The sequence below is a fragment of the Knoellia aerolata DSM 18566 genome (genome assembly GCF_000768695.1).
In the GTDB taxonomy this organism is placed as follows: Bacteria; Actinomycetota; Actinomycetes; order Actinomycetales; family Dermatophilaceae; genus Knoellia; species Knoellia aerolata.
In genome coordinates this window covers 1-21,487 of sequence record NZ_AVPL01000038.1, presented here as the reverse complement: position 1 = coordinate 21,487, position 21,487 = coordinate 1, and the positions used below count along the sequence as shown (strand labels likewise).

28 protein-coding genes and 1 pseudogene are annotated in these 21,487 nt (G+C 72.3%); 9 read left to right on the top strand and 20 right to left on the bottom strand.

Annotated features, from left to right (window positions below; genetic code table 11):
* Positions 1-56: 56 nt before the first annotated feature.
* The 4 genes from ispF to N801_RS13060 form a co-directional block, all read right to left on the bottom strand.
* On the bottom strand, positions 57-554 hold the full coding sequence (gene ispF, locus N801_RS13075) for a 2-C-methyl-D-erythritol 2,4-cyclodiphosphate synthase (RefSeq protein WP_035938532.1): 498 nt from the start codon (positions 552-554) through the stop codon (positions 57-59).
* Positions 551-1,321, bottom strand: a complete 771-nt coding sequence (locus tag N801_RS13070; RefSeq protein ID WP_035938530.1) for an SDR family oxidoreductase — start codon at positions 1,319-1,321, stop codon at positions 551-553. Before N801_RS13070 ends, ispF begins: the two co-directional genes overlap by 4 nt.
* Positions 1,318-1,968 carry a 2-C-methyl-D-erythritol 4-phosphate cytidylyltransferase gene (ispD, locus tag N801_RS13065; RefSeq protein WP_245618440.1) on the bottom strand — a complete coding sequence of 217 codons (651 nt, stop codon included), beginning with the start codon at positions 1,966-1,968 and terminating at the stop codon, positions 1,318-1,320. The genes N801_RS13070 and ispD overlap by 4 nt, the downstream gene beginning before the upstream one ends.
* A 63-nt stretch (positions 1,969-2,031) precedes the next feature.
* A complete protein-coding gene (locus N801_RS13060; RefSeq protein ID WP_035938524.1) occupies positions 2,032-2,514 on the bottom strand; it encodes a CarD family transcriptional regulator in 483 nt (160 codons plus the stop codon).
* A gap of 232 nt (positions 2,515-2,746) precedes the next feature.
* On the opposite strand from N801_RS13060, the gene N801_RS13055 reads away from it, so the two are divergent.
* On the top strand, positions 2,747-3,256 hold the full coding sequence (locus N801_RS13055; protein ID WP_084108916.1) for a hypothetical protein: 510 nt from the start codon (positions 2,747-2,749) through the stop codon (positions 3,254-3,256).
* A gap of 23 nt (positions 3,257-3,279) precedes the next feature.
* A complete protein-coding gene (gene map / locus N801_RS13050) occupies positions 3,280-4,071 on the top strand; it encodes a type I methionyl aminopeptidase (RefSeq protein ID WP_035938521.1) in 792 nt (263 codons plus the stop codon).
* A gap of 25 nt (positions 4,072-4,096) precedes the next feature.
* On the opposite strand, the gene N801_RS13045 is transcribed toward map, so the two are convergent.
* Both N801_RS13045 and N801_RS13040 read right to left on the bottom strand, forming a co-directional pair.
* Positions 4,097-4,777, bottom strand: coding sequence for a response regulator (locus N801_RS13045; protein ID WP_035938518.1), 681 nt, complete (start codon positions 4,775-4,777; stop codon positions 4,097-4,099).
* Positions 4,774-5,961, bottom strand: coding sequence for a sensor histidine kinase (locus N801_RS13040; RefSeq protein ID WP_035938515.1), 1,188 nt, complete (start codon positions 5,959-5,961; stop codon positions 4,774-4,776). The genes N801_RS13045 and N801_RS13040 overlap by 4 nt, the downstream gene beginning before the upstream one ends.
* 189 nt (positions 5,962-6,150) lie before the next feature.
* Between N801_RS13040 and phoU the strand changes: the two genes are divergently transcribed.
* A complete protein-coding gene (gene phoU, locus N801_RS13035) occupies positions 6,151-6,858 on the top strand; it encodes a phosphate signaling complex protein PhoU (RefSeq protein ID WP_035938512.1) in 708 nt (235 codons plus the stop codon).
* Positions 6,859-6,969: 111 nt separating this feature from the next.
* Here the strand turns inward: phoU and N801_RS13030 are convergent, their stop codons facing one another.
* Genes N801_RS13030 through N801_RS13015 form a run of 4 tightly spaced genes read right to left on the bottom strand, consistent with a single transcriptional unit; the run spans position 6,970 to position 10,351 of the window.
* A complete protein-coding gene (locus tag N801_RS13030) occupies positions 6,970-7,704 on the bottom strand; it encodes a phosphoglyceromutase (RefSeq protein WP_035938510.1) in 735 nt (244 codons plus the stop codon).
* Between the two features lie 9 nt (positions 7,705-7,713).
* Positions 7,714-8,226, bottom strand: coding sequence for a type III secretion system chaperone family protein (locus N801_RS13025; protein ID WP_035938507.1), 513 nt, complete (start codon positions 8,224-8,226; stop codon positions 7,714-7,716).
* Positions 8,223-9,536 carry a D-inositol-3-phosphate glycosyltransferase gene (mshA, locus tag N801_RS13020; RefSeq protein WP_035938505.1) on the bottom strand — a complete coding sequence of 438 codons (1,314 nt, stop codon included), beginning with the start codon at positions 9,534-9,536 and terminating at the stop codon, positions 8,223-8,225. Before mshA ends, N801_RS13025 begins: the two co-directional genes overlap by 4 nt.
* A gap of 23 nt (positions 9,537-9,559) precedes the next feature.
* Positions 9,560-10,351: a hypothetical protein gene (locus tag N801_RS13015; RefSeq protein ID WP_156996759.1), complete on the bottom strand. Its 792-nt coding sequence runs from the start codon at positions 10,349-10,351 to the stop codon at positions 9,560-9,562.
* Positions 10,352-10,407: 56 nt separating this feature from the next.
* Between N801_RS13015 and N801_RS13010 the strand changes: the two genes are divergently transcribed.
* Complete coding sequence (locus N801_RS13010) at positions 10,408-11,244, top strand: class I SAM-dependent methyltransferase (protein ID WP_084108913.1); 837 nt, start codon at positions 10,408-10,410, stop codon at positions 11,242-11,244.
* Here the strand turns inward: N801_RS13010 and N801_RS13005 are convergent.
* From N801_RS13005 to N801_RS12985, 5 genes are all read right to left on the bottom strand, one after another.
* A complete protein-coding gene (locus N801_RS13005; protein ID WP_035938494.1) occupies positions 11,229-11,552 on the bottom strand; it encodes a DUF2516 family protein in 324 nt (107 codons plus the stop codon). The genes N801_RS13010 and N801_RS13005 overlap by 16 nt on opposite strands.
* Before the next feature lie 9 nt (positions 11,553-11,561).
* Positions 11,562-11,996, bottom strand: coding sequence for a D-aminoacyl-tRNA deacylase (gene dtd / locus N801_RS13000; protein WP_035938493.1), 435 nt, complete (start codon positions 11,994-11,996; stop codon positions 11,562-11,564).
* On the bottom strand, positions 11,997-12,986 hold the full coding sequence (locus N801_RS12995; RefSeq protein ID WP_052112979.1) for an asparaginase: 990 nt from the start codon (positions 12,984-12,986) through the stop codon (positions 11,997-11,999).
* A gap of 103 nt (positions 12,987-13,089) precedes the next feature.
* Positions 13,090-13,758, bottom strand: a complete 669-nt coding sequence (locus N801_RS21585; protein WP_035938492.1) for a hypothetical protein — start codon at positions 13,756-13,758, stop codon at positions 13,090-13,092.
* An 83-nt stretch (positions 13,759-13,841) separates the two neighbouring features.
* Positions 13,842-14,210 (bottom strand): helix-turn-helix domain-containing protein, encoded by a 369-nt coding sequence (locus N801_RS12985; RefSeq protein WP_035938491.1) that lies wholly within the window; start codon positions 14,208-14,210, stop codon positions 13,842-13,844.
* Positions 14,211-14,365: 155 nt separating this feature from the next.
* On the opposite strand from N801_RS12985, the gene N801_RS12980 reads away from it, so the two are divergent.
* Positions 14,366-14,869 (top strand): DUF4395 domain-containing protein, encoded by a 504-nt coding sequence (locus N801_RS12980; RefSeq protein ID WP_035938490.1) that lies wholly within the window; start codon positions 14,366-14,368, stop codon positions 14,867-14,869.
* Between the two features lie 148 nt (positions 14,870-15,017).
* Here the strand turns inward: N801_RS12980 and N801_RS12975 are convergent, their stop codons facing one another.
* The 3 genes from N801_RS12975 to N801_RS12965 all read right to left on the bottom strand — a co-directional run bounded on the left by N801_RS12975 (position 15,018) and on the right by N801_RS12965 (position 17,374).
* Positions 15,018-15,860, bottom strand: coding sequence for a beta-keto acid cleavage family enzyme (locus tag N801_RS12975; RefSeq protein WP_035938485.1), 843 nt, complete (start codon positions 15,858-15,860; stop codon positions 15,018-15,020).
* A 63-nt stretch (positions 15,861-15,923) separates the two neighbouring features.
* Entirely contained in the window at positions 15,924-16,958 is a 1,035-nt protein-coding gene (ygfZ, locus tag N801_RS12970; protein ID WP_035938483.1) for a CAF17-like 4Fe-4S cluster assembly/insertion protein YgfZ, read from the bottom strand.
* Positions 16,955-17,374 carry a Fur family transcriptional regulator gene (locus N801_RS12965; protein ID WP_084108910.1) on the bottom strand — a complete coding sequence of 140 codons (420 nt, stop codon included), beginning with the start codon at positions 17,372-17,374 and terminating at the stop codon, positions 16,955-16,957. The genes ygfZ and N801_RS12965 overlap by 4 nt, the downstream gene beginning before the upstream one ends.
* 57 nt (positions 17,375-17,431) lie before the next feature.
* On the opposite strand from N801_RS12965, the gene N801_RS12960 reads away from it, so the two are divergent.
* Complete coding sequence (locus tag N801_RS12960) at positions 17,432-18,460, top strand: LCP family protein (protein WP_035938478.1); 1,029 nt, start codon at positions 17,432-17,434, stop codon at positions 18,458-18,460.
* A 27-nt stretch (positions 18,461-18,487) separates the two neighbouring features.
* Here the strand turns inward: N801_RS12960 and N801_RS12955 are convergent, their stop codons facing one another.
* Positions 18,488-18,997, bottom strand: a complete 510-nt coding sequence (locus tag N801_RS12955; RefSeq protein ID WP_035938476.1) for a heme-binding beta-barrel domain-containing protein — start codon at positions 18,995-18,997, stop codon at positions 18,488-18,490.
* Positions 18,998-19,032: 35 nt separating this feature from the next.
* On the opposite strand from N801_RS12955, the gene N801_RS12950 reads away from it, so the two are divergent.
* The 3 genes from N801_RS12950 to N801_RS12940 all read left to right on the top strand — a co-directional run bounded on the left by N801_RS12950 (position 19,033) and on the right by N801_RS12940 (position 20,900).
* Positions 19,033-19,401, top strand: a complete 369-nt coding sequence (locus N801_RS12950) for a DsrE family protein (protein ID WP_035938474.1) — start codon at positions 19,033-19,035, stop codon at positions 19,399-19,401.
* A gap of 141 nt (positions 19,402-19,542) precedes the next feature.
* Positions 19,543-20,502 carry an IS481 family transposase gene (locus tag N801_RS12945; RefSeq protein WP_156996762.1) on the top strand — a complete coding sequence of 320 codons (960 nt, stop codon included), beginning with the start codon at positions 19,543-19,545 and terminating at the stop codon, positions 20,500-20,502.
* A 26-nt stretch (positions 20,503-20,528) separates the two neighbouring features.
* Positions 20,529-20,900: a hypothetical protein gene (locus tag N801_RS12940; RefSeq protein ID WP_156996758.1), complete on the top strand. Its 372-nt coding sequence runs from the start codon at positions 20,529-20,531 to the stop codon at positions 20,898-20,900.
* Between the two features lie 52 nt (positions 20,901-20,952).
* On the opposite strand, the pseudogene N801_RS21090 reads toward N801_RS12940, so the two are convergent.
* A pseudogene (locus tag N801_RS21090) lies at positions 20,953-21,487 on the bottom strand (hypothetical protein); the annotation flags it as partial.

Sequence of the window (21,487 nt, the reverse complement as noted above, 5' to 3'; positions counted from 1 at the left end):
GAGACTGTATGCCGGATGGCACCGTTCCGCGTGTCGGATACCCGCCGGGTGCGTTCCTAAGCGGGCGAAGCGCTGACCAGCGCCGATGCGAGCGCGGCGATCCCCTCACCGCGTCCGGTGAGGCCGAGGCCGTCGGTCGTCGTCCCGCTCACCGACACCGGTGCCCCACACGCGTTCGAGAGCGCCGCTTCGGCCTCGGCGCGGCGGCTGCCGACCTTGGGGCCGTTGCCGACGACCTGCACGGCGACGTTGCCGATCTCGAACCCCGCCTCCCGCACGAGCCGGGCGGCCTCGGCGAGCAACGTCGTGCCGGAGGCACCGGAGAGCTCGGGTCGGCCGGTCCCGAAGTGCTGGCCGAGGTCGCCGAGGCCGGCGGCGGAGAAGAGGGCGTCGCAAGCGGCGTGGGCGGCGACGTCGGCGTCCGAGTGGCCCTCGAGGCCGCGCTCGTTCGGCCAGTGCAGGCCGGCCACCCACAGCTCACGGTCGGAGCCCTCCGGCGCGAAGGCGTGGACGTCGACGCCGATGCCGGTGCGGGGCAGCGGGGGCCGGGTCATGACGTCTCCCGCCAGTCGATCGGCCCACGGTGCACGAGGTGGGGCGCGGCCTGGGCGACGGGCTTGACGACGAGGGTGTCGACGTTGACGTGCTGCGGCAGGCCGACGGCGAAGGCGACGCACGCCGCGACGTCGTCGGCGACCAACGGGCGGTCGACCCCGTCGTACACCTTCTCGGCTGCCTCCCGGTCACCGTGCAGGCGGGTCAGCGAGAACTCCTCGGTGTGGACCATGCCGGGCCGGATGTCGATGACCCGGACGTGCTCGCCGTTGAGCTCGAGTCGCAGCGTCTCGGAGACGACGGACTCGCCGTGCTTGGCCGCGACGTATCCGGCGCCTCCGGCATACACCCGTTCGCCGGCGATGGAGCTGATGTTGACGACCGTGGCTCGAGGGGACCGGCGCAGGAGCGGCAGTGCTGCCTGCACCATCCGGACGGTCCCGAGGACGTTGGTGGCGTACATCGCCTGCCACTCGTCGAGGTCGCCCTGCTCGACCGGGCCGAGGCCCAGCGCGCCACCGGCGTTGTTGACGAGGACGTCGAGCCGCTCGAGGCCGGCGACCGCGTCGCGGACGCTGACCGCGTCCGTGACGTCGAGCTGGAGCGCGGACGCGGCCTCGCCCAGCTCCGCGGCGACGGCATCGAGCCGGTCGCGTCGCCGCCCGGCGAGCACGACGGCATACCCGTCGGAGACGAGTCGACGAGCGGTGGCCGCACCGATGCCGGTGCCACCTCCGGTGATCAGGGCGACGAGTGGCTGGCTCACGAGCCGAGGATACGGGCGGCGCGCTCGAGGTCGGACGCCGTGGTGACCTTGAAGGCCAGCTCGTCACCCTCGATGACGAGGACCGTGCCGCCGGCGCGCTCGACGAGGGCGGCGTCGTCGGTGGCGTCCGCGCCGGAGGCGTGCGCGGCGAGCAGCACCGGGCGGCGGAAGGCCTGCGGTGTCTGGACCGCCCGCAGGGTCGACCGGTCGGGAGTCGCCACCACGTGGCCGCGCTCGTCGACCTGCTTGATGGTGTCCGTGACCGGCTGACCCGGGACCACGGCGTCGTGGCCGGCGCGGACGGCGGCGACCAGCCGGTCGAAGAGGTCGGCGGGTGCGAGGCACCGGGCGGCGTCGTGGACGAGGACGACGTCGACGTCGTCGCGCAGGGCGCCCAGGCCGAGCGCGACCGACTCGCTCCGCTCACGACCCCCGGCGACGACGGTGACGTCGTCGGCGCGCGGGTGCCCGGACAGCAGCGCGCCCGCCTCCCCGAGGTGGGAGGCGGGCGCGACGATGACGACCTGGGTCGTGGCAGCACAGTCGAGGGCGCGCGTCACGGCGTGCTCGACGAGCGTGGCGCCCGCGACGCGGACGAACGCCTTGGGCTGCGCTGCCCCGAGTCTCGTGCCCAGTCCTGCGGCCACGAGGATGACGCCGACGCGCGCGTGACCACCATCGGTGGGAACGGCGTCGATGTCAGACCACGATCAGGACGCGAGGACCTCGTCGAGGATGGACTCGGCCTTGTCCTCGTCGGTCTTCTCCGCGAGCGCGAGCTCGGACACGAGGATCTGGCGTGCCTTGGAGAGCATGCGCTTCTCGCCGGCGGACAGTCCGCGGTCCTTGTCACGACGCCACAGGTCACGCACGACCTCGGCCACCTTGATGACGTCGCCGGAGGCGAGCTTCTCGAGGTTGGCCTTGAAGCGGCGCGACCAGTTGGTGGGCTCCTCGGCGAACGGAGCGCGCAGCACCTCGAACACCTTCTCGAGGCCCGCCTTGTCGACGACGTCACGGACGCCCACGAGGTCGCAGTTGTCTGCGGGCACCTCGATGACGAGGTCCCCCTGGGCCACCTTGAGCTTGAGGTAGAGCTTCTCCTCGCCACGGACGGTGCGCTTCTTGATCTCTTCGATGCGTGCAGCCCCATGGTGGGGGTACACGACCGTTTCGCCGACCTTGAAAACCATATGGATGATGCCCCTTTCGCGACCCCCAGTTTAACACGCCGCCACCGACACACGGAATCGGAGCGCACGGCATATGTGCAGGTCAGCGAGGTGAAAACCGTTGGGCGCCACCGGCATCGGGTCTTGACACAATCGGCTTTGCATGCCTGCCACCGTGAGCGCGGTGCCGGCACGGCACCCGGATGGCCCACCGTCCGCCACGGAGCGGGCCGTCATCGCTACGCTGTCACCCGTGACGACCGCTGCCCTGACGACCTCCCGCCACCGCCTCCGCGCCACCCTGGCGGCTGCCGCGCTGGGCTCGACCCTGCTCGGTGGGTGCGCCGTGATGTCGCCGGTGCAGACCGACTACGCCTACCAGGCCGCGGACGGGGTCAACGCGACGTTCGGCGAGCTCGACCTGCGCGGGGTCCTCGTCATCGCGGACTCCAAGGACGGTCCGGGGTCCGTCGTCGGGCAGCTCGTCAACAACGGTGACGAGGACGTCGAGGTGACGATCGGCACCGAGGGCGCCTCCGCAGAGCCCGTCACCGTCGGGCGTGGCTCCTCCCTGGCGCTCGGTGGTGACTCCGCCGTCGCGCTGAGCAGCGTCCCCGCTGCACCGGGCGACGTCGTCCGCCTCCAGGTCGCGACGCCGGGAACCGGGCAGAACCTCGTCACCGTCCCGGTGCTGCCGGCGCTGGGCTACTACGAGGACTCCGCGCCGTCGGAGTCCTCCCCCTCGGCCAGCCCCAGCAGCTGAGACGCGGGCCCGCCTCCTCCCCCATGATCGAGATCCTCACCCCCGCCGAGCTGGTCCGTGCCCGGGCGGCCGGCGCGCTCGTCGCCGACGTCCTGCAGACGCTCAAGGGCCGCTGCGTCGTGGGCACCAACCTGCTCGACATCGACCGCTGGGCCCGGTCGATGATCGTCGGGGCCGGCGCGCTGTCCTGCTACGTCGACTACGAGCCGTCGTTCGGCCGCGGGCCCTTCGGTCACCACATCTGCACCTCGGTCAACGACGCCGTGCTGCACGGGCTCCCCCACGACCACACGCTCGCCGACGGCGACCTCCTCTCGCTCGACCTCGCGGTCTCACTGGGTGGCATCGTCGCGGACTCGGCCATCAGCTTCGTCGTCGGCGACAGCGCGTCACCGGAGAGCCTCGCGATGATCGCTGCGACCGAGCGGGCCCTGGCAGCGGGGATCGCGGCGGCCGTCCCGGGCGCTCACACCGGGGACCTCTCCCACGCCATCGGCACGGTCCTCATCGACGCCGGCTACCAGGTCAACACCCAGTTCGGAGGTCACGGCGTCGGTTCGACGATGCACCAGGACCCGCACGTGTCGAACACCGGACGCCCCGGTCGCGGCTACCGGCTTCGGCCCGGGCTGCTGCTCGCGCTGGAACCGTGGATCATGGCGGACACCGCCGATCTCGTCACCGACCCCGACGGCTGGACCCTGCGCAGCGCGACCGGCTGCCGGACGGCGCACAGCGAGCACACCATCGCCATCACCGCCGACGGCGCGGAGATCCTCACCCTGCCGACGCGGGTGGCGCAGCCGACCTCGTGACGACGAGGCCGAGGCCCGGCTCTCCCTACGCCTCGAACTTGTAGCCGAGCCCGCGCACGGTGACGATGTGACGCGGGTTCGCCGGGTCGGGCTCGACCTTGGCCCGCAGTCGCTTGACGTGCACGTCCAGCGTCTTGGTGTCGCCGACGTAGTCGCTGCCCCAGACGCGGTCGATGAGCTGCCCTCGGGTCAGCACCCGCCCCGTGTTGCGCAGCAGGATCTCGAGCAGCTCGAACTCCTTGAGCGGCAGGGCCGTGGTCGTCCCGCCTACCGTGACGACGTGCCGCTCGACGTCCATCCGCACCGGCCCCGCCTCGAGCGTCGCGGGCAGCAGCTCCTCGGGCTCACTGAGCCGGCGGAGCACCGCCTTGATCCGCGCCAGCAGCTCACGCGAGGAGTAGGGCTTGGTGACGTAGTCGTCGGCGCCCAGCTCGAGGCCCACGACCTTGTCGATCTCGCTGTCCTTGGCGGTCAGCATGATCACCGGCACGCTCGAACGCTGGCGCAGGGCACGGCACACGTCGACCCCGGACAGCCCGGGCAGCATGAGGTCGAGGAGGACGAGGTCGGCCCCCGCGCTGTCGAAGTCGGCGAGGGCGTCGATGCCGTTCTCGGCCACGCTCACGTCGTAGCCCTCCTTGCTCAGGAGGTAGGACAACGGGTCCGAGAAGGACACTTCGTCCTCGACGACGAGGATGCGGGTCATCGGTGCTGATCTCCTTGTGCCGTGCCGACCGCGTGCCGGTCGGGGTCTGCCGCGGTCCGGCCGGATGCCGCGGGAAGCCTCATGGTGAAGGTGGAGCCGTGCCCCTCCTCGCTCCACACCGACACGTCACCTCCGTGGGTGGCGCAGACGTGCTTGACGATGGCCAGGCCCAGACCGGTGCCGCCCGTGGCGCGTGACCGCGCGGCGTCGACGCGGTAGAAGCGCTCGAAGATGCGGTCCTGCTCGGTGGCCGGGATGCCCTGCCCCTGGTCGGAGACGGTGATCTCGACGGTGTCGCCGACGCGACGGGCGGCGACGGCGACCCGGGTGCCGGGCTCGGAGTAGTTGACCGCGTTGGACACGAGGTTGGCGACCGCCGTGGCGAGGAGGTCGGCGTCGCCGAAGACGAACGCGCGCTCGTCGGCGACCGGCTCGAGGGCGATCTGGCGCGCCTCGGCCGCGACCCTGACCATGTCGACCGCCTCGGCGACGACCATCGGGATCCCGACCAGCTGCGGCTCGTGGAGGGTGTCAGCGGCCTGGAGCCGCGAGAGGTCGACGATCTCCTTGACGAGCCGGGTGAGCCGGGTCGACTCGACCTGGATGCGCGCGGCGAAGCGGGAGACCGCCTCCGGGTCGTCGCGTGCGTCGAGGATGGCCTCGGCGAGCAGCGCGATCCCCCCGACCGGCGTCTTGAGCTCGTGCGAGACGTTGGCGACGAAGTCGCGACGGACCTCCTCGACGCGCTGTGCGTGGGTGTGGTCCTCGGCGAGGATGAGGATGTGGCGGGCGCCGAGCGGCGCGACCCGAGCCCTCATGAGGGCGTTGGTCGTCGTCCCGAACCCGCGGGGCAGCTCGAGGTCGACCTCGCGGATCTCCCCGTCGCGGCGGGCCTGCCGGGCGAGCTGGCGGAGCTCGACGTGGACGAGCTCGCCGTGGCGGACCAGCCCGTAGCTCACCGCCGAGGCGGAGTTGTTGACGACGGCGTCCGAGGAGTCGAGGACGATGGCGATCGAGCGCAGCACGGCGAGCACGTCGCTCACACCGGCCGGCAGGGCCGGTGGCTCCGTCGGGGCGGGGATCGTCGTGAAGCTGCGCTCGCTGAAACGGCTGGCAGCGACAGCCACGGCTCCGATGACGAGCCCCAGGCTGCCACCCAGCACCGCGGCGAGCGTCGGATCCACGGATCCAGCGTAGACGGGCGGCAGCGGGCCCCGACCCACCTGCGCGCCGGTCGTGCTCGGTGGAGGAGAATGTTCACCTTCCTGCTCACGCGTGTTCACCACCTCGTGCCACGCTGCCGACGTCGGTCCCTCCCACGACCACGCGCCCGCCGGGCCAGGGAGAGGGCCATCGATGTCGAGAGGGAGCACATGCGCAAGGCATTCCACGAGGAGCTGGACCGGGTCACCGAGGCCCTCGTCGAGATGACCCGGCTCGCCAGCTCGGCGATGGCCCGGGCCACGACCGCACTGCTCGACGCCGACGTCCAGCTCGCCGAGTCCGTCATCGACGCCGACGCGGCGATCGACGCGCTGCGCGAGGAGCTCGACCTGCTCTCGTTCGACCTGCTCGCCCTCCAGCAGCCGGTCGCGACCGACCTGCGGATGGTCGTCACGAGCATGCGCATGAGCGCCGACATCGAGCGGATGGGCGACCTGGCCCGTCACGTCGCCAAGGTCGCGCGCCTGCGCTACCCGAACTCCGCCGTGCCGCCCGAGCTCCGCTCGATCATCCTCGAGATGGGTCAGGTCGCCGAGCGCATCGTCACCAAGGCCGGGTCGGTCATCGCCGCCCGCGACGTCGAGGCCGCCAAGCAGATCGAGCGCGACGACGACGCCATGGACGACCTGCACCGCCGGCTCTTCGAGGCGCTGGCAGCCCCCTCGTGGCGCCACCCGGCGGAGACGACGGTCGACATCACCCTCGTCGGCCGCTACTACGAGCGCTTCGCCGACCACGCGGTGTCCGTCGCGCGCCGGGTCATCTTCCTCGTCACCGGCACGCACGGGGCGGAGAGCGAGTCGAGCCACGAGGACGACGAGGACGACGCGGCGCACCCCGAGACCACGACCCCCTGACCCGGCGGGTCGCACCCGCCGGCTGCGTCCGCAACCCTGGTCGAGTTCTCGACCAGGGTTGCGGACGCTGGCGTATGCCGGCCCACGCAGAACGTGGGACCCGCGCTCGCGTCAGCGCCCCTGGTTCGCCACCGCTGCGGCGGCCGCGGCGGCCGCCTCCGGGTCGAGGTACTGCCCGGGCTTCGTCGGCATGAAGTCGTCGCCGAGCTCGTAGACGAGCGGCTGCCCGGTGGGGATGTTGAGCTCGGCGATGGCCTCGTCGCTGATCCCGTCGAGGTGCTTGACGAGCCCGCGCAGGCTGTTGCCGTGGGCGACGACGAGCACGGTCTCCCCCGCGCGCAGGTCGTCCTGGATGGCGCCCTCCCAGTAGGGCATCATCCGCACGATGACGTCCTTGAGGCACTCGGTGCGTGGCACCTCGATGCCTGCGTAGCGCGGGTCGCTGCTCTGGTCGAACTCGGAGCCGACCTCGATCTCGGGCGGCGGGGTGTCGAAGGACCGGCGCCACAGCATGAACTGCTCGTCGCCGTACTTCTCGCGGGTCGCGGCCTTGTCGAGGCCCTGCAGCGCGCCGTAGTGGCGCTCGTTGAGCCGCCAGTCACGACGCACCGGGATCCAGTGGCGGTCGGCGACGTCGAGCGTCATGTTGGCGGTCGTGATGGCGCGACGCAGCACCGACGTGTGCACGACGGTGGGGAGAACTCCGTTGTCCTTCAACAGCTTCCCGCCGTTGAGGGCCTCCTCACGCCCCTGGTCGTTGAGGTCGACGTCGACCCATCCGGTGAAGAGGTTCTTGGCGTTCCAGTCGGAGTGGCCGTGACGCAGCAGGATCAGGGTGTGTGCCATGCACCCAGCCTAGTGAGGCTGCTCCGGTGACGGGTCGCCCTCTCGCGAGAGGATCGAGCGGAACGCCTCGAGGTTGCGCAGCGACTCGCCCCGCGACACCCGCCACTCCCACTCCTTGCGCATCGAGGTGAGGAAGCCCAGAGCGAGCAGCTCGTTGAACGGCGCGTCCGCCGCCTCGAGCACCACCCCGAGGACCTGGTCGAGCTGGACGTCGTCGACCCCGGCCGCCGGGACGCGGCCGGTGACGTACACGTCCCCGGTGCCGTCGACGGCATACGCGAGACCGGGCAGGCGCAGGTTGCGGCGCAGGAGGCTGCGGTAGAACGCCTCGTGGTTCTCGTCCGGGTTGCGGATGACGAACGCCGACACCGACAGGTCCTTGCCGGCGACGAGCGAGACGACCGTCTTGAGCTTCTGGTCGCCGGGGAGGGTGACGACGAACTCGCCGTCGCGCGCGCCCGCCTCCCACTCGATGCCGTGGGTGTCGAGGAAGGTCTCGACCGTCGTCGCGAGGTCGGTCACGGGGTCACCGCGGTCGGTATGCCGGTGAGCACGTCGGCGTCGTCGATCGAGGCCCGGCGTGGTGTCGTGAGCGCGGCCTCGTAGACGGCAGCGAGCCGCTGGGCGGTCGCCTCCCAGCCGAAGGCGCGGGACCGCTCGACCGCTCGGCGGGACAGCTCGCCCGCTCGTTCGGGGTCGTCGAGGACCGCCTCGATGGCGTCGGCCCAGACGTGCGGGTCGTGGCCTTCGACGAGGACGCCGGCATCGCCGACCGCGGTGGGCAGCCCGCCCACCCGGGTGGCCACGACGACGGCACCGCAGGCCTGGGCCTCGACCGCGACGAGCCCGAACGACTCGTTGTGCGACGGGACCGCGACGACGTCGGCGGCGCGCATCCAGGTCGCGAGGGTGTCCCGGTCGGTCGGCGGGACGAAGCGGACGAGGTCGGCGATGTCGAGCTCCTCGGCGAGGCGGTCGAGGGCCATCGGCGTCCGGACCGCGACGCCGCTCGCGCCGCCGAGGAGGCCGACGACGAGGCGCCCGCGCAGCGACGGGTCGCGCCGGACGAGGGTGGCGGCGGAGCGGAGGAGGACGTCCGGGGCCTTGAGCGGCTGGATCCGGCCGACGAAGAGCAGGAGCACGGCGTCCTCGGGCACCCCCACCGCGACCCGCGCCTCGGAGCGGTCGCCCGGGTGGAAGACGTCGAGGTCGACGCCGGGGTGGACGACCTCGACCCGGGCCGCGTCGGCGTCGTAGTGCCGGATGAGCTCGCGGGCCTCGTCCTCGGTGTTGGCGACGAGCCGGTCGGCGGCCTCGACGACCTGGGCCTCGCCGATCTCGCGGCCCCGCGGCTCGAGGGCGTCGCCCTCGGCGCGGTGGAGGTTCTTGACGCGCGCCATCGTGTGCATGGTGTGGACCAGGGGCACGTCCCACCGGTCGGCGGCGAGCCAGCCGACCTGGCCGGAGAGCCAGTAGTGCGAGTGCACGAGGTCGTAGTGCCCCTCGGGCGAGTGCGCGGCGACCCGCATCATGCCGGCGGCGAAGGCGCACAGCTGGCCCGGCAGGTCCTCCTTGTCGAGCCCCTCGTAGGGGCCGGCCGCGATGTGGCGCACGAGGACACCCGGCTCGACCTCGACGACGGGGGCGTCGGACGCGCTCGTCCGGCGGGTGAAGATGTCGACGGCGACGCCGCGACGGGCCAGCCGCTTGGCGGACTCGAGGACGTAGACGTTCATGCCGCCCGCATCGCCCGTCCCGGGCTGCGCCAGCGGTGACGTGTGCACCGACACCATGGCGACCCGGCGGCACACCCCGGGCTCGTCGCTCGTCATCGCGTCAGTCTGTCACGCACGGGTCAGCCCGGACGGGGCACGCCGCTGAGGGTCAGCGTCGCCCGGTTCGACCACACGTGGACGTCGAGCCGGCCGTCCGGGCGCAGGTCCAGCCCGCGGGTGCGGACGGCGGGGCCGATGCCAACGACGGCCCGGCGGGCCGACGTGAAGGCGCGCTGCTCCCCCGCTCCCGTGACGACCCACCACCCGCGCGCGCGGAGGTTGTGGTCGGGCAGGGCCGGTGCCAGGCCGGTCGTCGCGGGCAGCGCGTCGAGGTGGACGACGACGGCGTCGGCGCCCTGGACGTGAGCGGACATGAAGACGCCGGCGGTCGTGAGCACGAAGGTGAGACGGAGCGGCATACGACGCTCCTCCCCGTCGACCTCGCCGTAGACCTCACCGAGGTATGCCGCCCGCGCCGGCTCGAAGCGGACCTCGTCGATCCGGACGTGGTCGAGGGTGACCTCGACGTCCTCGCGGGGGTGCTCGTCACCGCTGGCCACCTCCCCGACGACCGCGCTCACCGGAGAGCCCTGGGTGATGGTGTCGACGAGGGGTCCGGTGGCCGCGGACACCCGGAAGCCCGACTGGTAGGCGGCGACGGTGTAGCCGCGCCCGAGGGTGGCGATCCCCCGGGCGTCCGGGTGGACCGTGAGCAGGCCAGGCTCGACCGGGACGAGACCGATGTCGGTGCGCAGGACGGCGGGCAGCCAGGTCGAGATGCCGAGGACGAGCGCGGCGGTCGAGGTGACGAGGAGCGCGACCATGCTCCGACTCACGTCGCGGCCGCGGCCGCGCACTCCCCACTGGCGCACGCCTGCAGCCTAAGCGCGCCGGCTGTGGTCCATGGCGTTGCTCGTACGCTGGCCCCGTGGCGCGGACGAGACCGGTGGGGACGAGACCGGTGGGGGCGATCACCCGTGGCACGACGAACCCCAACCGGCTGCGCCGGTGCGACCGCTGGCTCGCCGGCCCGGCCGCGTGGCGACTGCGCCGACCGGCGGCCTCGGCGCCCGTCGTCGTCGACCTCGGCTACGGCGCGTCGCCCGTCACCGCCGTCGAGCTGCACCAGCGCCTGACGAAGGTGCGAGCCGACGTCGAGGTCGTCGGGATCGAGATCGACCCGGGACGCGTCGCCGCGGGTGCGCTGCTCGCGCGGCCGGGGCTGAGCTTCCGCCTCGGCGGCTTCGAGCTGCCCCTCGACGGGCGGCGGGCCACGGTCGTGCGGGCGTTCAACGTGCTGCGGCAGTACCCCGAGGACGAGGTGGCCGGCGCGTGGCAGACGGTGCTCGAGCGGCTCACCCCCGACGGGCTGCTCGTCGACGGCACCTGCGACGAGCTCGGTCGCCTCGCGACGTGGGCGGCGGTCGCGGTCGACGGACCGGTCAGCCTCTCCCTGTCGTGGCAGCTGCGGGGACTGGAGCAGCCCTCGGTCATCGCCGAGCGGCTGCCGAAGGCGCTCATCCACCGCAACGTCCCCGGCGAACCCGTCCACGCCTACCTGGCCGAGCTGGACCGGCAGTGGGCCCGCAGCGCCGCGCATGCGGCATACGGTGTGCGGCAACGGTTCCTCGCGACCGCACAGGGGATGCGCGACAGCGGCTGGCCCCTGCTCGACGGGCCGTCGCGCTGGCGGCTCGGTGAGCTCACGGTGGCGTGGGACGCGGTCGCACCGTCGTCACGCCAGAGGGGTCACCAGGGTCCGTAGGGTCCCTGGTGCGAGCCGGTGCCGCGACCCTGCACGGTCTCGACCGCCGGGCGGACGTCGGCGAGGTAGACCCCGGCCGCCACGACGCCGACGATGGCGAGCAGCCCCAGGCCGCCGAGCGAGACGAAACCGAGCAGGATGGCGACGCCGGTGACGGCCATCCAGAACTGCTTCGTGCGCTTGCCCGCCGCGACGAACGCGTCCGGTCGCGTCTTGAGGGCGTGGACGAAGGCGTAGACCTCGAGCACCAGTGCCGCGAGCGTGAGCACGAGCATGACGTAGCCCTGGGCCTGACCGAGGTTGAACATGACCCAAGCCTACGGCGCGACGGTGTCCACGACGATGGTGACCGGGCCGTCGGCCACCAGGTCGACGTCCATGTGCGCGCCGAAGCGTCCGGTGGCGACCGTGAGGCCACGCGCGCGCAGGGCGTCGACCAACCGGGCGACGACGGGTTCGGCGACCTCACCGGGGGCGGCGGCGTTCCACGAGGGACGCCGGCCCTTGCGGGTGTCGGCGAGCAGCGTGAACTGGCTGACGACGAGGACCGGGGCGCCCACGTCGGTCACCGACTTCTCGTCGTGGAGCAGCCGGAGGTCGGCGATCTTGCGGGCGACGAGCTCGACCTCGGCGGGGCCGTCGTCGTGCCCCACGCCGACGAGGACGAAGAGCCCGGGCTCGGTGATCTCGCCGACGGTCTCACCGTCGACGACGACGGCGGCGCGGCGGACCCGCTGGAGGACCGCCCGCACTCAGATGCCCACGGCGACGACGGAGCCCACCGGCTCGCCGTGGCCGAGGACCGGGGCGTCCTCGAGCGCCTCCAGGGCGCCCGACTCCACCCCGAGGCGGCGCAGGACCGCGGCGAGGATGACGGTGCGCGCCCGCTGCCCGCCGTCGGCGACCTTGAGGGCGATGCCGCGACCGTCGGCCAGCCCGACGGCATACACCGCTTCGGCGCCGTCCTTGGCGATCGCACCGGGGGTGCGCCGGATGAACGTCGTGACGTCGCGACGGGTGCCCCCGAGGTACTCCGGGTGGCTGCGGATCGCGTCGGCGACCCGCGCCTCGTCGGTTCCGGGAGCGGCGCTCGCGACCCGGCCGAAGGCGCGGGCGAGCCCGGCGAGCGAGATCGCCATGACCGGGGCGCCGCAGCCGTCGACGGCGGTGGCGGCGACCGGCTCGCCGGCGAGCTCGGCGAGGGTCTCGTCGCAGGCGCGCTGGAGCGGGTGGTCCAGGGCGAGGTATGCCGTGTGGTCCCAGCCGTTGGTCGCGCAGGTCGCGAGCATGCCCGAGTGCTTGCCGGAGCAGTTCTGCGCCAGCGACTGCTTCTCGTGGCCGGCGCGGATCCAGGCGAGGCGGGCCTCGTCGTCGATCGGGTAGTCGGGGGTGTTGCGCAGGTCGGCGACCGAGAGGCCGGCGCCGTCGAGGATCTCGCGGACCGCCCGGAGGTGGAAGTCCTCGCCGGAGTGGCTGGCGCACACGAGGGCGAGGTGGTGCGGGGCGAGGTCGAGGCCGTGGCGGACCATGGCGAGCGCCTGGATCGGCTTGTTGGAGGAGCGCGGGAAGACCGGGTCGGTCGCGCTGCCGAGCTCGAGCTCGACCGAGCCGTCGGCGGCCGTGACGGCGACGCTCGCACGGTGCACGGACTCGACGACACCGCCCCGGGTCACCTGCGCGAGGACCGGGGCGTGGTCGAGGGCGGCGGGGGTGGGCAGGGAGGGATGCGTCGTGACACTCACCCCTGCAGTATCGGGCCCCGACGACGACGACGCTCCACCCGGGGGCAGGGCCCGGGTGGAGCGTCGCCGTGTCGGGTGGAGTCCACCCGAGTGTGGGGCGAGGTCAGTCGCCGACCTTCTCGGCGGCCTTGGCGGTCGCCTTCGTGGTGGTGGCGGCGGTCTTGCGAGCGCTCGTCGTCGTGGCCTTGGCGGAGGAGGTCGTGCGCTTGGCGGCCTTGGTCGCCGTCGTGTTGGTGCGCTTGGCGGCGGTGCGGGTGCGCTTCGCGGAGGCCTTGATGTCGGTCGCGGCGAACGCGGCGTCCTCGGCCACGGTGTCGACGACGATCTCGGCGACGTGGGCGGCCTCGTGGCGACCGGTGGTGATCGTGGCGAGGGCCGAGGTGCGGATGTCGAGGACGGCCTTGCGGGCGGTCGTGACGGCACCCTTGCCGAGGGCGAGGGTGGTCTCGGCCTGGGCGACGAGGTCCTTGGTGGCCTTCTGGTTCCTGATGCGGGTGACGAGCTTCTCGCCACGGTCCGCGAGGTCCTCGTAGCCCTTGGCGACCTGGTCGACGGTCGCGACGCCCGTGTTGAGGGCCTTGGTCGGGAAGGCCTTGGCCTCGCCGAGGACGACCTGCGCGCGGTTCTGGACCGCGGCCGGGGCGAGCTCGCTGCGGACCTTGTCGGCGCGCAGGCGGGCCTCACGGGCCCGCTCAACGGCCAGGTCCGTGACGCCGACGACGGCGAACAGCGGGGTGGTCGTGGTGGTCTTGGTGGTGGTCTTGGTGGCCATGTTCACTCCTGGGTGAGGTGGGTGGGACGGGGTCTGTGTGGGGGTCTTGATCTGGGTCCGTGTCTGGGCTGGGGCCGAGCCGGTCAGGGCGGGGCGTCCGGACGGACGAAGGACTCGTAGACGTCCATGAGGGTCGCCTTCTGGCGGTCGGTGAGGTCGGGGTCGGCGGCGATGGCGTCCCGGACGGTCGGGGTCTCGTCGTGGCGCACGGGGTGCTCGTCGAGGATCCCGGCCTTGACGTAGAGCGTCTCGGCGGACACCTCCAGCCCCTTCGCCAGCTGCTGGAGGATCTCGGCGCTGGGACGCTTCAGGCCTCGCTCGAGCTGCGACAGGTACGGGTTGGAGATGCCGACGAGCTCGGAGAGCTGACGCAGCGACAGACTGTGCGACTGACGCTGCTCGCGCAGGTAGTCGCCGAGTCCGGCGAGGTCGTTCAGCGGGTTCCGGCTCATGTCTCCATTATGCTTGCTCTAGTTAGCAAAGTGCAAACCGGGGCAAGCGTGAGCCTCGCCACACGGGTGCGCAGGCCCGCCCCCTGGGGCCCGGCGCGACAGTTCGTCCATGAGACGCGTATGCCGTGCGCTTGGGACTGCCCTAACCTTGCGTTATGCCGCTCCCCACCGTGCTCACCTTCCCCAACCCCGTCAACGAGAAGGCCGCCCGCGTCGTCGCCGGCGGGGTGGTCGTGCTCGGCGTCGTCACGCTGCTCACCCAGCAGTGGTGGCTGGCCGTCGTCCTCGCCGTCGGGTTCGCGCTGCGCGTCGCGGCCGGACCCCGGTTCAGCCCGCTCGGACGGCTCGCCGTGCACGCCATCGCGCCGCGGTTCGGGGCGCCGCGGCTCGTCCCGGGCCCGCCGAAGCGCTTCGCCCAGGCCGTCGGCCTCGCGGTGAGCGGCGGCGCGGCGGTGGCGGCGCTCGGGTTCGGGGCGACCGGGGTCGCGTCGGTGCTCGTCGGCGTGCTCGTCGTCTTCGCGACGCTCGAGTCGGCGCTCGGGTTCTGCGCGGGCTGCTGGGCCTTCGGCCACCTCATGCGGCTCGGCGTCATCCCCGAGGAGACCTGCGCCGCCTGCAACGACCTCACCCTCCGCCAGCGCGACCCCCAACCCGCCTGACCCCCACCCCGCCCGACCCCACCCATCACCCACGGCCGGGCGACTTATTGCGCATTCCGGCCCCGCGACCTCGACTTATTGCGCATTCCGTACGACGGAATGCGCAATAAGTCGGTCGCGTACGGCCGGAATGCGCAATAAGTCGGGGTCAGGGGCGGGGCTTGATGCCGAGGAGGTCGCGGGCCTGAGTGGTCGACATCGGCGGGCGCTGCATCGTCGTCGCCAGCTCGGCGGCCCGCGCCACGAGCTCGGCGTTGTGCCGCACCTCCTGGCCGCGGGCGAAGACGACGTTGTCCTCCATGCCGACCCTGAGGTGACCCCCGGCGGACAGCGCCGCAGCGAGCACCGGCAGGTGGGTGCGCCCGATCCCGGTGGCCGACCAGGAGGTCACCTCGCCGGGCAGCATCGCGACGCCGGCCAGCAGCGCGGCAGCGGTCCCCGGCATCGCGCCCGGCACCCCGAGGACGAAGTCGACGTGCACCTTGCCGCCGAACGGCAGCCCGTGCGTGTCGATGAGCCGACGCAGGGCGTGGACGTGACCGAGCTCGAAGAGCTCGAACTCGGGCACGACCTCACGCTCCTGGGCCTGGACGTAGAGGTCGGACATGAACCCCCACGGGTTGAGGAAGACGTCGTCGCCGAAGTTCGTCGTGCCGCAGGTGAGGCTGCACGAGTCCGGCTCGGCGTCGAGCACGGTGAGCCGCTGCTCGAGCGGGTCGTGGACGGACCCGCCGGTCGACAGCTGGACGACGAGGTCGGTCTCGGAGCGGATCGCGTCGACCGCGGCACGCAGCCGCCCGGCATCGAGGGTCGGACGGTGCTCGCCGTCGCGGATGTGGAGGTGGATGAGCGCCGCGCCCGCCTCTTCGCAGGCGCGCGCCGTCTCGACGAGCTCCTCCAGCGTCGTGGGGAGCTGCGGCAGGTCGCCCTTGGCGTGCTCGGCCCCCGTGGGGGCGACGGTGATCAGGGTCGCGGACGCTGCGGTGGCCATGGGCGCCAGTCTGTCAGGACGATCGGGACGCCAAGGACCCGGTGGCCGCAGATCCTCCGGCGGTCAGGGGGTGACGACGACGGTTTGCGCCCCCGCGACACCCTCGGACACAAGAACGGCGTCGACCGGGGTGTTGCGCTTGATCACGGCCAGCGCGATCGGTCCGTCGACGTGGTGGCGCGCCACGGTCGTGAGCCGGCCGACCTCGCGTCCGTCGAGGGTGAGCGCCGAGCCCGCGACCGGCAGCAGGTGCCCCGAGCCGTCGAGGTGGAGGAAGACGATGCGACGCGGCGGGCGACCGAGGTTGTGCACCCGCGCGATGGTCTCCTGACCGCGGTAGCAGCCCTTGTGCAGGTGGACGGCGGTGCGCAGCCAGTCGACCTCGTGCGCGATGGTGCGGTGGTCGGTCTCGAACCCGAGCCGGGGACGCCACGCCGCCACCCGCAGCGCCTCGGCGGCCCACGTCCCGGCGAGCGGCCGGTCCCCGACGGCGGACTCGAGGTCCGCGCGGGCGACGATGAGCTCGCGCCAGCGTCGCGACTCCCCCGGGTGCCCCGTCTCCGGACCGTATGCCGCGGTGTCGCCGACGAGCGCGGGCCACGGGTCGACCCACGCGAGGGGCTCACCCTCGGCACTGGCGGCCGAGATCGGCTCGCCGAGGACGGCATACGCCTCCGTGAGGTCGGAGACCTCGACCCGCAGCATGAAGCGCATCGACTCCAGCCAGGACACGAGGGCCGGCGCGGTGCCGGGTTCGACCGTGATCCACGTGGACTCCCCGTCGTCGACGACGTGGAGGGCGTGCTCGACGTGGCCCTTGGGCGAGAGGACGAGCGACTCGGCGGACTGCCTCGGCGCGAGCGCGGAGAGGTGCTGCGACGTCATCGAGTGCAGCCAGGTGAGGCGGTCGGCACCCGAGACACGGACGACACCCCGGTGCGACAGGTCGACGACGGCCAGGCCCTCCTCGAGGAGGCGCTGCTCCCGGTTGGGGTCGCCGTAGTGGGCCGCGACCCCCGCGTCGGCGCCGTCACCCGCGACGGCGCCGGGGCGACCGAGGAGCGGTGAGGAGGGAAGGGCTGTCGTGGTGTCGGTCATGGCTGCTTCCTGCAGGTGCGGCAGAGGCCGTGGATGGCGGCATGGGTGACGTCGGCGTCGAAGCCGAGCCGGTCGTCGAGGCGGGCGACGAGGTCGTCGGCCACGCTCGTCGGCGCCTCCTCGACGGAGCCGCACTCGCGGCAGACGACGTGGACGTGGGTGGCGTGGGTGGTGAGGTGGTAGCTCGGGACACGGTGGTCGACGTGCGTGTGGCTCACGAGGCCGAGCTCCTGGAGCGCCTCGAGCGAGCGGTAGACGGTCGAGAGCGCCATCGGCGGGGCGCCGCTCGCCGACACGGTGTCGACGATCTGCTCCGGCGTGGCGTGGCCGAGCGTCTCGACCGCGGCGAGAACCTGCTGGCGCTGGGGCGTGAGCCGCCTGCCGGCGGCGCGGAGCCGGGTGCCGAGGTCACTCACCACTCCAATGTATGCCGGTCGCCCTTGGTCGAAGAATCGGCCACCTAGACTGACCGCGTGCTAGACGTGTTCCCGGACGAGGACAGCCGCCCCATCACCGCCCCCAAGAAGAAGTCGCGGACGGGGCGGCGCATTCTCACGTTCATCGCCGCGCTCGTCGCGCTCGTCCTGGTCGCGGTGGGCGGGTTCGTCGTCTTCCTCAACCAGAAGGTGTCGGGCAACATCACCCAGGAGGAGCTCCTCCCCAAGGCGGCGCCGTCGGCCACCCTGCCCGACGGGACGACCGTCGCGATCCCCCAGGCGGAGGTGGGCAAGAACTACCTCATCATCGGCTCCGACGCGCGGCCCGGTGAGACGGCCAGCCGCTCGGACGTCATCGTCCTCGCGCACGTGCCCGAGGACAAGAGCGCGGTGCAGCTCATCCACTTCCCGCGTGACCTCTACGTCCCGATCCCCGGCCGCAGCAAGGACAAGATCAACGCCGCGTACGCCTATGGGGGGGCGCCCCTGCTCGTCAGCACCTTGCAGAACCTGCTCGGCGTCAAGATCGACCACGTCGCCAAGACCGACTTCGAGGGCTTCCGCGCGATGACCGACGCCGTCGGTGGTGTCCGCGTCTACGCGGAGGAGGCCAGCAACGAGGGCGCCTTCGCCATCAGGGAGGGGTTCAACGACCTCAACGGTGAGCAGGCGCTGGCGTTCGTGCGCGAGCGCTACCAGCTCTCCGAGGGCGACATCTCCCGCGGGCGCCGCCAGCAGGCCTTCATCAAGGCGCTCATGCTCAAGGCGATCAGCGTCGACGTCGTCACCAACCCGATCAGGCTGACCCGGTTCGTCGACGCGGCGACCGACAACCTCGTCGTCGACAAGGGCCTGTCCGTCGCGACGATGCGCAGCGAGGCCTTCGCGCTGCGCGGCGTCCGCAGCGGCGACGTCGTCTTCGTCACGGCGCCCTTCACCGGCTTCGGCACCGCGCCGAACGGCGGCTCGATCGAGATCCTCGACGAGTCCGGCATCGCCGCCCTGGGCAAGGCCCTGCGCACGGACACGATGGACGAGTACGCCGACGTCTCCGTCATCCCCTGACGACCCGCCGAGGTGCGGGGGCTGGGGCTACTCGACGCGCTTGAGCTCGGCGGAGACGTGCGACTGGAGCCGCTGGCCCATCGCCGCCATGTCCATCGCCCACATGAGGTTGGACTGGACGTAGCCGTACATGCGGTGGGCCGCGGTGTACTCCTTGGCGTGCGGGCTGCGCATCACGCCGTCCGTGCGGAGCTCGACCTTGGCCGGCTGGGCGTGCCCGGCATACATCTCCACGAAGCCCGTCGGGTGGGTGAGCAGCAGCTCGACGTTGGTGCCGTCCTCGGCCTCGGGCACCGGGCGCCAGAAGCCGACCTCGGTCGCGAGCGGGCGGACCTTCTCCCCCGCGTCGTCGAGCAGCCAGGTCCGGCTGTGCCACGCGAGGAACGGGCGGCCGTCGTGCGAGCAGGTGATCTCCTGGCCGAAGTTGGCGGACTCGATCGTCGGGTAGCCGACGACGCCGGCCCCGGCCCACTTGCCGACGAGCCAGGCGAGGGGGGCGAGCTCGGACGGGAGGTTGGTGTCGAGATGGAAGGCCACGAGTGGGATCGTAGTGGCTCCCGAAGGGAGCACCCATGACCAGCATCCGGCCGCTCGTCGTCAAGATCACCTGCGGCGCCGAGGAGCTCGAGCGCCTCAACCAGGGCCTCACCGTCGCCACCACCGCGCTCGCCGCCGGGGCGGAGGTCAGCCTGTGGCTCACCGGCGAGGCCATCTGGCTCGCCGTGCCCGGCCGCGCCGAGGAGCTCGACCTGCCCCACGGCGCCCCCCTCGCCGACCTCCGCGACGCCCTGCTCGTCGGCGCCACCGTCACGGTCTGCGGCCAGTGCGCCGCCCGACGACAGATCGGCCCCGACGACCTCCTGGAGCCCGCGACGATCCGGGGCGCGGCGGCATACGTCGAGGAGATCCTCCGCGCGGACGTGCAGGCGATCGTCTACTGACCCGCCCGCGACCGGCCGCCAGCCGGGCCGCTCCTAGGTGTACCCGGCCATGAGGTTGGTAGCAGCGCGCCTGCTTGAACGAACGAGAACCTCCGAATGGGATGTGGCTTGTCTAAGGCCCACGTCCACCCGGAGGTTCTCGTGTTCCACCGTAATGCCCGGCTCACCGTCAATGGTCGGCTGCTGATCGTTCAACGCCACCAGGCCGGCTGGGCCCAGGCCCACATCGCGTCCGCAATGGGTGTGTCCCGCAAGTGCGTGAAGACCTGGATCGACCGCTACGCCATTGAAGGTGAGGCCGGTTTGGTGACACGGTCCTCACGTCCGCGCACCATGCCCACCCGCACCAGCGCGGAACTCGAGCAGAGGGTTCTGACCGCTCGTGACGAGCATCGCGACGGACCCGATGTCCTGGGCCCGAAGGTCGGGGTTGCCCCACGCACCGTGTCGAGGATCCTTCGACGGCACGGTGTGCCCTACCTGCGCGACTGCGACCCGATGACCGGTGAGGTCATCCGCTCCTCCAAGCTCACCACCATCCGCTACGAGCGGGAGCGGCCCGGCGAGCTGGTGCACATGGACGTCAAGAAACTCGGTCGCATCCCCGACGGCGGCGGCTGGCGAGCCCACGGCCGAAGCGAAGCAGTCCGCGGCCGGGGGATCGGCTACGACTACGTCCACTCCCTCGTCGACGACCACTCACGCCTGGCCTACTCCGAGATCCTGCCCGACGAGAGCGGCCCCACCTGCGCGGCCTTCCTCGAACGCGCCGCGGCCTACCTCCGCGCCAAGGGCATCTGCCGTATCGAGCGGTTACTGACAGACAACGCCTTGGCCTACCGCAAGTCCAACGACATCAAGCGGGTGTGCGCCGAACTCGACATCACACAGAAGTTCATCCGGCCCCACTGCCCGTGGCAGAACGGCAAGGTGGAACGCCTGAACCGAACCCTGGCCACCGAGTGGGCCTACCGGCAGGTCTTCACCAGCAACGCCGCCCGAGCCGCCGCTCTTGCACCATGGATCGAGCACTACAACACTGAACGACGCCACAGCGCCCTCGGAGGTCACCCGCCGATCAGCCGCCTGTCACCAACGTGATGGCCGGGTACACCTAGGCTCTGGCCGTGACCGCTGCCGTGCTCCTCACCGTCCTGCTCGTCCTGCTGGCGCTCTTCCAGCTCGCCCTCGCCCTGGGCGCGCCGCTGGGACGGTTCGCGTGGGGCGGTCAGCACCGCGTGCTCCCCACGGGGCTGCGAGTCGGGAGCGCCCTCGGGATCGCGACCTACGTCCTCATCGCCGTGCTCGCCCTCGACCGCACCGGGGCGGTGGACGTCCTCCCGGACCGCTTCTCCAGGGTGGGCATGTGGGTGGTCCTCGCCTACTTCGTGCTCGGGATCGGTCTCAACGCCGCCTCGCGGAGCGAGTCCGAACGCCGGGTGATGGTGCCGGTGACGGTCGTGCTCGCGGCACTGAGCCTGCTCGTCGTCCTGGGCTGAGAGCCGGGCCGCGTCGGACCGCGCCGCGAAGCGCCGCGGCGCGGCGCGCCGCTCAGCCGACGAAGATCGTCGCGAGGATCGAGACCGGGACACCCGTGACGAGCACGGACGCCGCGGCGGCGGTGACCTGTCCGCGCAGCCCGCGGATGGGTGAGAGGACGCACAGCACCCGGCGCATGACGTGCGCGAGCCCCGCGGCGACGAGCCCGAGGAGGACGCCCGCGAACACCCCCACCTCCTCGACGAGGAGGCCGCTCACGCCCCCGGCCGCGAGGCCGAGCACGAGAGCGGCGGGCAGCATCCAGGGGCGGGCACGGTCGCTGGGCGCGGCGAGGTCGGCCAGCGCCGACAGGGCGAGGGCGACCGCCACGACGACGACGACGTCACGGCCCCCCAAGGTGCGCCCCAGCGGCACCCACGCCGCACCGATGACCGCGATGCCGATGCCGGCGGCGCCCACGGCCACGGACTGGGTGAGCCGGGGCCGCCCGTCCCGGCGCATGATCTGGTGAAGGAACATCGCGAGGATCGCACCCGCCACGACGACCGGGACGTGGCGAAGGTACGGCTCGTCGGGGGTCAGGGCC

Coding starts and splice junctions, on each gene's coding strand:
- ispF (WP_035938532.1), bottom strand. CDS start 554: ATGACCCGGCCCCCGCTGCCCCGCACCGGCATCGGCGTCGACGTCCAC.
- N801_RS13060 (WP_035938524.1), bottom strand. CDS start 2,514: ATGGTTTTCAAGGTCGGCGAAACGGTCGTGTACCCCCACCATGGGGCT.
- map (WP_035938521.1), top strand. CDS start 3,280: ATGATCGAGATCCTCACCCCCGCCGAGCTGGTCCGTGCCCGGGCGGCC.
- N801_RS13045 (WP_035938518.1), bottom strand. CDS start 4,777: ATGACCCGCATCCTCGTCGTCGAGGACGAAGTGTCCTTCTCGGACCCG.
- phoU (WP_035938512.1), top strand. CDS start 6,151: ATGCGCAAGGCATTCCACGAGGAGCTGGACCGGGTCACCGAGGCCCTC.
- N801_RS13030 (WP_035938510.1), bottom strand. CDS start 7,704: ATGGCACACACCCTGATCCTGCTGCGTCACGGCCACTCCGACTGGAAC.
- mshA (WP_035938505.1), bottom strand. CDS start 9,536: ATGACGAGCGACGAGCCCGGGGTGTGCCGCCGGGTCGCCATGGTGTCG.
- N801_RS13005 (WP_035938494.1), bottom strand. CDS start 11,552: ATGTTCAACCTCGGTCAGGCCCAGGGCTACGTCATGCTCGTGCTCACG.
- N801_RS21585 (WP_035938492.1), bottom strand. CDS start 13,758: ATGGCCACCAAGACCACCACCAAGACCACCACGACCACCCCGCTGTTC.
- N801_RS12985 (WP_035938491.1), bottom strand. CDS start 14,210: ATGAGCCGGAACCCGCTGAACGACCTCGCCGGACTCGGCGACTACCTG.
- N801_RS12980 (WP_035938490.1), top strand. CDS start 14,366: ATGCCGCTCCCCACCGTGCTCACCTTCCCCAACCCCGTCAACGAGAAG.
- N801_RS12975 (WP_035938485.1), bottom strand. CDS start 15,860: ATGGCCACCGCAGCGTCCGCGACCCTGATCACCGTCGCCCCCACGGGG.
- ygfZ (WP_035938483.1), bottom strand. CDS start 16,958: ATGACCGACACCACGACAGCCCTTCCCTCCTCACCGCTCCTCGGTCGC.
- N801_RS12950 (WP_035938474.1), top strand. CDS start 19,033: ATGACCAGCATCCGGCCGCTCGTCGTCAAGATCACCTGCGGCGCCGAG.